Annotated in this window: 7 protein-coding genes, 1 pseudogene and 1 riboswitch; of the genes and pseudogenes, 3 read left to right on the top strand and 5 right to left on the bottom strand. The window is 57.3% G+C overall.

From position 1 onward, the window contains the following. The 3 genes from GKAS_RS21520 to GKAS_RS21510 form a co-directional block, all read left to right on the top strand. Positions 1-1,512: ABC transporter permease (locus tag GKAS_RS21520; RefSeq protein ID WP_035897323.1), on the top strand; the 1,512-nt coding region annotated here is incomplete at its 5' end. A gap of 78 nt (positions 1,513-1,590) precedes the next feature. Beyond that, positions 1,591-2,436, top strand: coding sequence for an N-hydroxyarylamine O-acetyltransferase (gene nhoA / locus GKAS_RS21515; protein WP_035897321.1), 846 nt, complete (start codon positions 1,591-1,593; stop codon positions 2,434-2,436). A 40-nt stretch (positions 2,437-2,476) separates the two neighbouring features. Beyond that, entirely contained in the window at positions 2,477-3,265 is a 789-nt protein-coding gene (locus GKAS_RS21510) for an MBL fold metallo-hydrolase (protein WP_035897319.1), read from the top strand. 47 nt (positions 3,266-3,312) lie between these two features. Here the strand turns inward: GKAS_RS21510 and GKAS_RS21505 are convergent. The 5 genes and pseudogenes from GKAS_RS21505 to GKAS_RS21485 form a co-directional block, all read right to left on the bottom strand. Further along, positions 3,313-4,325, bottom strand: a pseudogene (locus GKAS_RS21505) (magnesium transporter). 54 nt (positions 4,326-4,379) lie between these two features. After that, positions 4,380-4,563, bottom strand: a riboswitch (M-box (ykoK) riboswitch). Between the two features lie 194 nt (positions 4,564-4,757). After that, the gene (narI, locus tag GKAS_RS21500) at positions 4,758-5,438 is read right to left on the bottom strand and encodes a respiratory nitrate reductase subunit gamma (RefSeq protein WP_035897318.1); all 681 of its coding nucleotides are present in this window, start codon (positions 5,436-5,438) and stop codon (positions 4,758-4,760) included. Continuing rightward, entirely contained in the window at positions 5,435-6,130 is a 696-nt protein-coding gene (narW, locus tag GKAS_RS21495; RefSeq protein ID WP_035897317.1) for a nitrate reductase molybdenum cofactor assembly chaperone, read from the bottom strand. Before narW ends, narI begins: the two co-directional genes overlap by 4 nt. Beyond that, positions 6,130-7,656 (bottom strand): nitrate reductase subunit beta, encoded by a 1,527-nt coding sequence (gene narH, locus GKAS_RS21490; protein WP_035897316.1) that lies wholly within the window; start codon positions 7,654-7,656, stop codon positions 6,130-6,132. Before narH ends, narW begins: the two co-directional genes overlap by 1 nt. Further along, the coding region (locus tag GKAS_RS21485; protein WP_035897315.1) for a molybdopterin dinucleotide binding domain-containing protein at positions 7,653-8,565 on the bottom strand (913 nt) is incomplete at its 5' end. The genes narH and GKAS_RS21485, both read right to left, overlap by 4 nt.

The raw sequence follows: 8,565 nt of genomic DNA, 5'->3' as shown, positions 1-8,565 counted from the left end.
GCTTTACTAAGCGACCCGCAGCTGATGCCGATGCTCGGCGGAACCCTATGGATTGCCTGCGGCGTGGCGTTGATGAGCGTGATTGTTGGCCTGCCGCTCGGCGTGCTGCGCGGGCTCTTTAATCTGCCGCTGCCGAAACTGTGGGATCTGCTGTTCTTAATTCCGTTCCTCACGCCACCGTATATCGCTGCGCTGTCATGGATGCTGGTGTTGCAGCATAACGGCTACCTGCAGCAGTTGACCGGTTGGGATCTGAACGATCTACTGTTTAGCCGCACGGGGATCGTGCTGGTGATGACCCTGAATATCTTCCCGGTGGTCTATTTTGCCGTCTCCCGCAGCCTGCTGGCGAGCGGGCAGCGGCTGGCAATTGTTGCACGGGTTCACGGGGCGAGCGCCTGGCGGGCATTCTGGCACGTCACGCTGCCGATGCTCTCCCCGGCGCTGGCGGCGGGGATGCTGCTGGCCTTTACTCTGGCGATTGAAGAGTACGGGGTTCCTGCGGCGCTGGGCTCTCGGGCGGGCGTGGTGATGCTCACCGTAGGCATTGAGAAAAAACTCGCGGACTGGCCTATCGATCTCACCGGTGCGTCGCTGCTGTCGGTGCTGCTGATTACCGTGGCGCTGCTCGCCTGGTGGTTACAAAAACGGCTGACGGGAACGACGGAGGTCACCAGCGTCACCGGAAAACCCGGGGAGAACAGCGGGGCGTCGCTCGGAGTGATGACGCTACCTGCGCTGCTGGTGATGGGCGGTGTTGGTGGCCTGGCGGTACTGCTTCCCGGCGCGTCGATGGTCGCAACCAGCCTGATGGGGACACTTTCCGGCGGATTGAACATGGGCAACTTTACGTTGAAGCACTTTAGCGCGCTGTTCGCGCAGCAGGGCGATGCGCTGTCGGCGCTGGGTACCAGTTTATCGCTGGCGCTGGCGTCGGCGCTGATTGTCGGCCTGCTCGGGCTGGTGGCGGCTTGGCTGGTGCTGGTACAAAAAATCAAAGGCAGCGCACTAATCGATGCGCTGTCGCTGATGCCTGCCGCGCTGCCGGGAGTGGTGGTGGGCGTTGGGCTGATTCTCCTGTGGAATCAGCCGTTCTGGCCGGTCTCACCTTACAATACGTGGTTTATGCTGCTGCTCTCTTATTGCTGTCTGTTACTGCCGTGGCCGGTGCGCTATGTCGGCAGCGCGCTGCGTCAGTTGGGGAATAATCTGGAACCCGCGGCGCGGGTGCACGGTGCGTCGCCGTGGCAGGCGCTACGGCTGATTGTCCTGCCGCTGGTGTTTCCGGCGCTGCTGGCGGCGATGCTGATGGTGTTTGCCGTTGCTTCCCGTGAACTGGTGACCTCGCTGCTGCTGGCACCGGCGGGGACGCAGACCGTAGCGGTGTTTATCTGGCGGCAGTTCGAGCAGGGTTCGGTCGGTCAGGGGATGGCGATGGCGAGCCTGACGCTGTTCGTCGGGCTGGCGTTAATGCTGACCGCGCTGGGGTTAATGCAGCGAAGTACACGGTAGGTTAACCGATCGCACAAATCGGTCAGTGGGCCGGGCAAAATAGGTTATAAAGAACGGACACCAACGCTGGAGGCATTGATGACCCCTTTCTTAAGCGCCTATTTTGCCCGTCTCGGTTGGACGGGAACCCCTGACGTATCCATTGAGACGTTGCGCAGTCTGCATATCCACCATAACAGCGCCATTCCGTTCGAGAACCTTGACGTGCTGTTACCGCGCGAGATGCACCTCGACGATCAATCACTGGAAGACAAGCTGGTTCACGCACGTCGTGGCGGCTACTGTTTTGAACAAAACGGTCTGTTTGAACGCGTACTGCGCGAACTGGGTTTCCACGTGCGCAGCCTGCTGGGCCGCGTGGTGCTATCGCATCCGCCGCAGATGCCGCCGCGAACCCACCGCCTGCTGCTGGTGGACGTTGATGGCGAGCGCTGGATTGCCGACGTAGGCTTTGGCGGGCAGACGCTGACCGCGCCAATCAAGCTGCTGGCGGATATTACCCAGACGACGCCGCACGGCGACTATCGTCTGCTGTATGAAAATCAGGAATGGATTTTACAGTTCAGCCACCACGATCACTGGCAGTCGATGTATCACTTCGATTTAGGTCGTCAGTATGCGTCAGATTACGTGATGGGCAACTTCTGGTCGGCGCACTGGCCTCAGTCGCATTTCCGCCACCATCTGCTGATGTGTCGTCACCTGCCGGACGGTGGCAAAATGACGCTGACCAACTTCCACTTTACCCACTGGGATAACAACCACGTGGTCGAGAAGATAGATTTCCCGGACGTGCCCGCGCTGTACGAGGCGCTGCAAATCCGCTTTGGTCTGGGCGTAGAAGACCCGAAATACGGCTTTAGCGTTAGCGAGCTGGAAGCCATAATGGCGGCATTCGACACCCACCCCGAAGCCGGGAAATAATATACGTTTACGTCATAACGTAACCTTCAGGGATGAGATGATGGCATTAACGCTTCGCGTATTGCTTGAAAACCAGCTGGCTCGTGGTGCCGATAGCGGACTCCGAGCCAAAGCGGGACTAAGCCTGCTGCTTGAGGATGAAACCACCTCGATTCTTTTCGACACCGGCCCTGATGATAGTTTCCGGCACAATGCCGCGCAGATGGGCATTTCGCTAGATAACCTCACGGCGACGGTGCTTTCACACGGTCATTACGACCATTGCGGCGGCGTACCCTGGCTGCCGGATAACAGCCGCATTATTTGCCATCCGACCATCGGCAACGAGCGCTATGCCGCGCTGAACGTGGCGGGGCGCAGCCATAAAATCAAAAAGCTGTCGCTGGAGATTGATTACGCTCGCCATCGTATGGAGTACACCCGCGCGCCGCTGCACATTAGTGACCGTTTTATCTGGTCAGGCGAAATAGCCGTTGATAGCCCCAAAGCCTACGGGGTGACCGGCGATCAAACGGATTACGTGATTGATGAGGGGGTGTTGATTTATCTGTCCGAACGCGGGCTGGTCATTATTACCGGCTGCGGGCATCGCGGGATTATCAACATCGTGCGGCACTGCCAGCAGATTACCGGCATCGACAAGGTTCACGCGATTATCGGCGGTTTTCATCTGCGCAGTGCTTCACCGCGCACGCTCTGGCAGGTCAGGCAATTTTTACAGCAGCTTAACCCCGATAAAATCATGGGCTGCCACTGCACCGGCGCGTGGGGCAAACTGTGGCTGCCGGAGGTTATCTCCCCGGCAACCGGCGACACCTTCACCCTGTAGCCCGACGTCGCTTCGCTTGGCCGGGCTACGGAATGAGAGGCTTCGCACTAGCTTAACCCTAAGAAATGCTGAGCGATTTTGAAGTAAATAATCAGCCCGGTGCCGTCAATCAGCGTGGCGATAAACGGCGCGGAAACCACCGCCGGGTCGATGCCGACGCGTTTAATGACCAGCGGGATCACCGAGGAGACGATCGCACTCCAGATGGTAACGCACACCAGCGTCAGGCTGACGATAAAGGTGATTTCCGGGCCAATGCCCATGATCCATGCTCGCAGACAGCCTGCTGCGCCGAGCGTGATGGCGACCAGCATCGCCGTCGACATCTCTTTACGCAGAATTCGCCCCAGATCCCTTAAGCCCACTTCGCCTAGCGCCATGGCGCGCACCAGCGTCGAGGTGATTTGCGTACCGCTGTTGCCCCCGGTGCCAATCAGCAACGGGATAAAGAAGGCTAGCGCAATGGCGGACTCCAGCGCCTCTTCAAAGTGCTGAATCACGGTGCTGGTGTACGCTTCGGCGATAAACAGCAGCAGCAGCCAGACGGCGCGTTTTTCCACAGCGTAACCGGGCTAATCTCCAGATACGGTTTTTCCAGAGGCAACGTCGCCCCCTGAAGCTGCGCATCTTCGGTGATTTCATCGGCTAACAGCTTATCAATCTCTTTTTCATTGAGGCAGCCGATAAGCTTGCCGTTTTCAATCACCGGTAGCAGCGTCAGGCGGTGCTTTTCGATAAGCTCCGCGGCCACGTCGCGGGTATCGTCCGGGCCGACGTGGAATAAGGTGGTGGTCATCAGCTGCACGATCGGCTGATTATCGTCGGACGCTTGTAACAGCGCGCGAGTGGATAATATTCCACGCAGGTTGTCGCCGGAAACCACGAATACGGCGCAGGGGAAATGATCGTCATTTAATTGTCGCAGGAACATCTCGCGCGCTTCTTTTACGCTGAGTGGTTCCGGCAACGAAATAAACGTTTTCGACATGTAGCTTGAGGTAATATCGCCCGTAGCCGGGGCAGTTGGGTAGTGCGGCGCAGTGGCATGAATATAAGACATCAAAATGTTCCCTATAGAAATTCTATATAGGGCGAACAAAACTGGAAATGCTGAGAAGAATCCCTACGTCCCGGTTTTAGCACTGAACAACGTATCTGTACGACCTTGAGCCGTCAGAAGTTATCTTGGCAACACCTTGATTCGATGGATGCCTGTATTTCCCTGTGATGGTCTCTCTCGATACCACCAGGGCGATAACTTATGTTTATTCAGGAGCCTCGCCATAACAAGATTATTAATTACGATGCTGAGTGAATTTATATTTCCCGCGTGCTTTCAGACACGCTGGTAAATTCAACGAGCGTAATATAGCGCGTTATTATTCATTGTGGTGGTGAAAGATAAAGTGGTTGAGATTAGGTTTAGTATTTTGTTTGTGGCGTAAAAAACCCGGCGTCGCGATGCTCAGCCGGGCTACAGGGATTAAAACGGTTATCGGCGTGAGCGTACGACCTGATAACGGCGAGTCAGGTATTCCACCGGCGCGCTCCAGACGTGTACCAGGCGGGTGAACGGGAACAGCAGGAAGATGGTCATGCCGAGCACCAGATGCACGCGGTAAATCCAGGCTACGCCGTCAAGGTGCGCCGATGCGCCGCCGTGGAAAGTGACCACCGCCTGCGCCCAGTCCACCAGCTTCAGCATCTCGCTGCCGTCAGGGTGCTGCGCGGAGAACGGAATGGTGGTCAGGCCGAGGCAGCACTGGATCAGCAAAATACTGAGGATCAGAATATCCGCCGTCGATGAGGTTGCGCGAATGCGCGGGTTGAACAGACGACGAATCAGCAGACCCGCGCCGCCGACCAGCGTCATTACCCCACAAGCACCGCCGAGAATCATCGCCATCAGCTGTTTCTGCGACAGCGGCAGCCAGGATTCATATACCCAGTGCGGCGTCAACATGCCGAAGAAGTGGCCGAAGAAGATCCCCAGAATACCGACGTGGAACAGGTTGGACCAAATCACCATCCCGCGCTTATCGAGCATCTGGCTGGATGAGGCGCGCCAGGTGTACTGACCGTAGTCGTAGCGCAACCAACTGCCCAGCAGGAACACCGTGCCGCAGAGGTAAGGGTAGATGTCGTAAAAAAAGACGTTGAGGTACTGTATCATTTCGGGCCTCCCGCACGGACGTCCACGTACTGTGGCGCCACGTCCTGGCTAAAGCGTCGTTGATAACTTTGCAGCGGGGAACTGTCACAGGCGGTGGCGTTATCTTCGATAAACTTCACCTGTTCCTCTTCCCAGACTGCGTCCAGCGCCTGACGGGTATCATCTCGCGCTTCGCCCGCCACCTGTTTTGTGACACTGTCACTTGATAATGATGTTTTCGCCAGTGACAGCAGGGTATCGAACAGCTGATACCACGGTGCCTGACGCTGCTTCAGCCGACCGCCAATCAGCGCCAGAATTGGCGCGACGTTTTGCAGGCCTTCCTGCGCCTGAGCCTGTGGCAGAATGCTGAGATACTCGAGATAAAGCGGCAGATGGTCAGGCAGCTCGCGGCAGTCGAGCTGCAAACCGGCCTGTTCATACTGCGACATGAGCTCAACCATTGCCTGACCACGGTCGCGGGATTCCGCATGGACGTGCTCAAACAGCATGAGTGACGTTGCGCGCCCGCGCTCGAAAATCTCGCACCATTCGGCCTGCTTATCGAGCAGCGAGGCCGCCAGATGCTGTTCAAGGAACGGGCGCAGCGCCGGGGCGTCGCTGTCGATTAACGCAAATAGCTCATCCTTGTTGTCCCAGCTGAGCTCATCGGGGTACTCCAGCAGCAGCCCGATTATTTTCAGGACTCGCATTAGTTTTTCTCCCCGATATTGATGGCGTCTATACGATGGCTGTTAAACAGGTTGAACTTGGTGTCCGACCCGTGACAACCGTCGCCGAAGGTGAAGCCGCAGCCCTTGCTTTCCGGGAAGGCATCTTCCGCCATTTCACGGTGGCTGGTGGGAATAACGAAGCGGTCTTCGTAGTTGGCGATCGCCAGGTAGCGGTACATCTCTTCAACCTGTTCCACGCTTAAGCCCACTTCTTCAATCGCGCGGGTGTCGGTGACGCCTTCAACGGTCTGAGAACGTTTGTAGTGACGCATCGCCATCATGCGTTTCAGCGCGCGCAGTACCGGGCCAGTGTCGCCCGCGCTGAGCATGTTTGCCAGGTACTGTACCGGAATGCGCAGGCTTTCCACCGCCGGCAGAATGCTGTCGGTTTTTGGCAGTCCACCGGCATCGGCAACGGACTGAATCGGTGACAGCGGCGGTACGTACCACACCATCGGCAGCGTGCGGTATTCCGGGTGCAGCGGCAGCGCCAACTTCCAGTCCATCGCCATTTTGTACACCGGTGAACGCTGTGCGGCGTCGAGCGTGTTCTGGGTGATGCCCTGTTTCAATGCTTCTTCAATCACCGCAGGGTCGTGCGGGTCGAGGAACACATCGCATTGACGTTCGTAGAGATCGGTCTCGTGTTCGGTGCTGGCCGCTTCTTCGATACGGTCGGCGTCATACAGCAGCACGCCGAGATAGCGAATTCGCCCCACGCAGGTTTCCGAACAGACGGTTGGCTGGCCGGATTCAATACGCGGGTAGCAGAAAATGCATTTTTCGGATTTGCCGCTTTTCCAGTTGAAGTAGATTTTTTTGTACGGGCAGCCGGTGATACACATACGCCAGCCGCGGCACTTGTCCTGGTCAATCAGCACGATGCCGTCTTCTTCACGCTTGTAAATCGCGCCGCTTGGGCAGGTGGCGACACAGCTTGGGTTCAGGCAGTGTTCGCACAGGCGCGGCAGGTACATCATGAAGGTGTTTTCGAACTGGCCGTACATCTCCTTTTGCATTTCCTGGAAGTTATGGTCGTGGGCGCGTTTTTCAAACTCGCCGCCGAGCAGTTCCTCCCAGTTTGGGCCCCATTCGATTTTGTTCATCCGCTGGCCGCTTATCAACGAACGCGGGCGAGCAGTGGGCAGGTTTTTGCCTTCCGGCGCATTGTGCAGGTGCTGGTAGTCGTAGGTGAAAGGTTCGTAGTAATCGTCGATGCCAGGGATAAGCGGGTTGGCGAAGATTTTCGACAGCACGCCCAGACGGCCGCCCATGCGCGGGGTCAGTTTTCCGCTGATGCCGCGCACCCAGCCGCCTTGCCATTTCTCCTGGTTTTCCCAGTCTTTCGGGAAGCCGATGCCCGGTTTGGTCTCGACGTTGTTAAACCACGCGTATTCCATCCCTTCGCGGCTGCTCCAGACGTTTTTACAGGTCACGGAGCAGGTGTGGCAGCCAATGCATTTATCAAGGTTTAAAACCATCCCAACCTGTGAGCGTATCTTCATTTTGCCGCCTCCTGAACCTGATCATTGCCTTCATCATCCAGCCAATTAATGTTTTTCATTTTGCGAATCATAATGAACTCATCACGGTTCGAACCGACCGTTCCGTAGTAGTTGAAGCTATAGGCAAGCTGCGCATAGCCGCCAATCATATGGGTAGGTTTCGGGCAGATGCGGGTGACCGAGTTGTGAATCCCCCCGCGTCGTCCGGTGACCTCCGAGCCTGGAATGTTCATGATGCGTTCCTGAGCGTGGTACATCATGGTCATGCCCGGCGGCACGCGCTGGCTGACTACCGCGCGGGCGGTGAGCGCGCCGTTGGCGTTGAACGCTTCAATCCAGTCGTTATCGGCAATACCCAGCTCTTTGGCATCGGTTTCGCTCAGCCAGACGATCGGCCCGCCGCGCGACAGCGTTAACATCAGTAGGTTTTCGCTATAGGTGGAGTGAATGCCCCATTTCTGGTGCGGCGTCAGGAAGTTCAGCGCTTTTTCCGGGAAGCCGTTTGGCGGGATTTCATTCATGTGGCTGACGCTGCGGGTGTCGATTGGCGGGCGATAGGCCACCAGGCTTTCGCCGAAATCGCGCATCCACGGGTGATCCTGATACAGCGACTGGCGGCCCGACACGGTGCGCCACGGGATCAGCTCGTGCACGTTGGTGTAGCCCGCGTTATAGGAGACGTGTTCATCTTCAAGCCCTGACCAGGTCGGGCTGGAGATGATTTTGCGCGGCTGCGCCTGAATATCGCGGAAGCGAATCTTCTCGTCTTCTTTGTTGGTCGCCAGATGGGTGTGGTTGAGGCCGGTAAACTCGCCCAGCGCTTGCCAGGCTTTCACCGCAACCTGCCCGTTGGTTTCCGGGGCTAAGGTGAGGATCACTTCGGCGGCATCAATCGCTGTTTCAATGCAT

The organism is Kluyvera ascorbata ATCC 33433, assembly GCF_000735365.1.
Lineage (GTDB): Bacteria > Pseudomonadota > Gammaproteobacteria > Enterobacterales > Enterobacteriaceae > Kluyvera > Kluyvera ascorbata.
The sequence above is the reverse complement of the archived record's forward strand: the minus strand, read 5'-3'. Positions and strand labels throughout refer to the sequence as shown.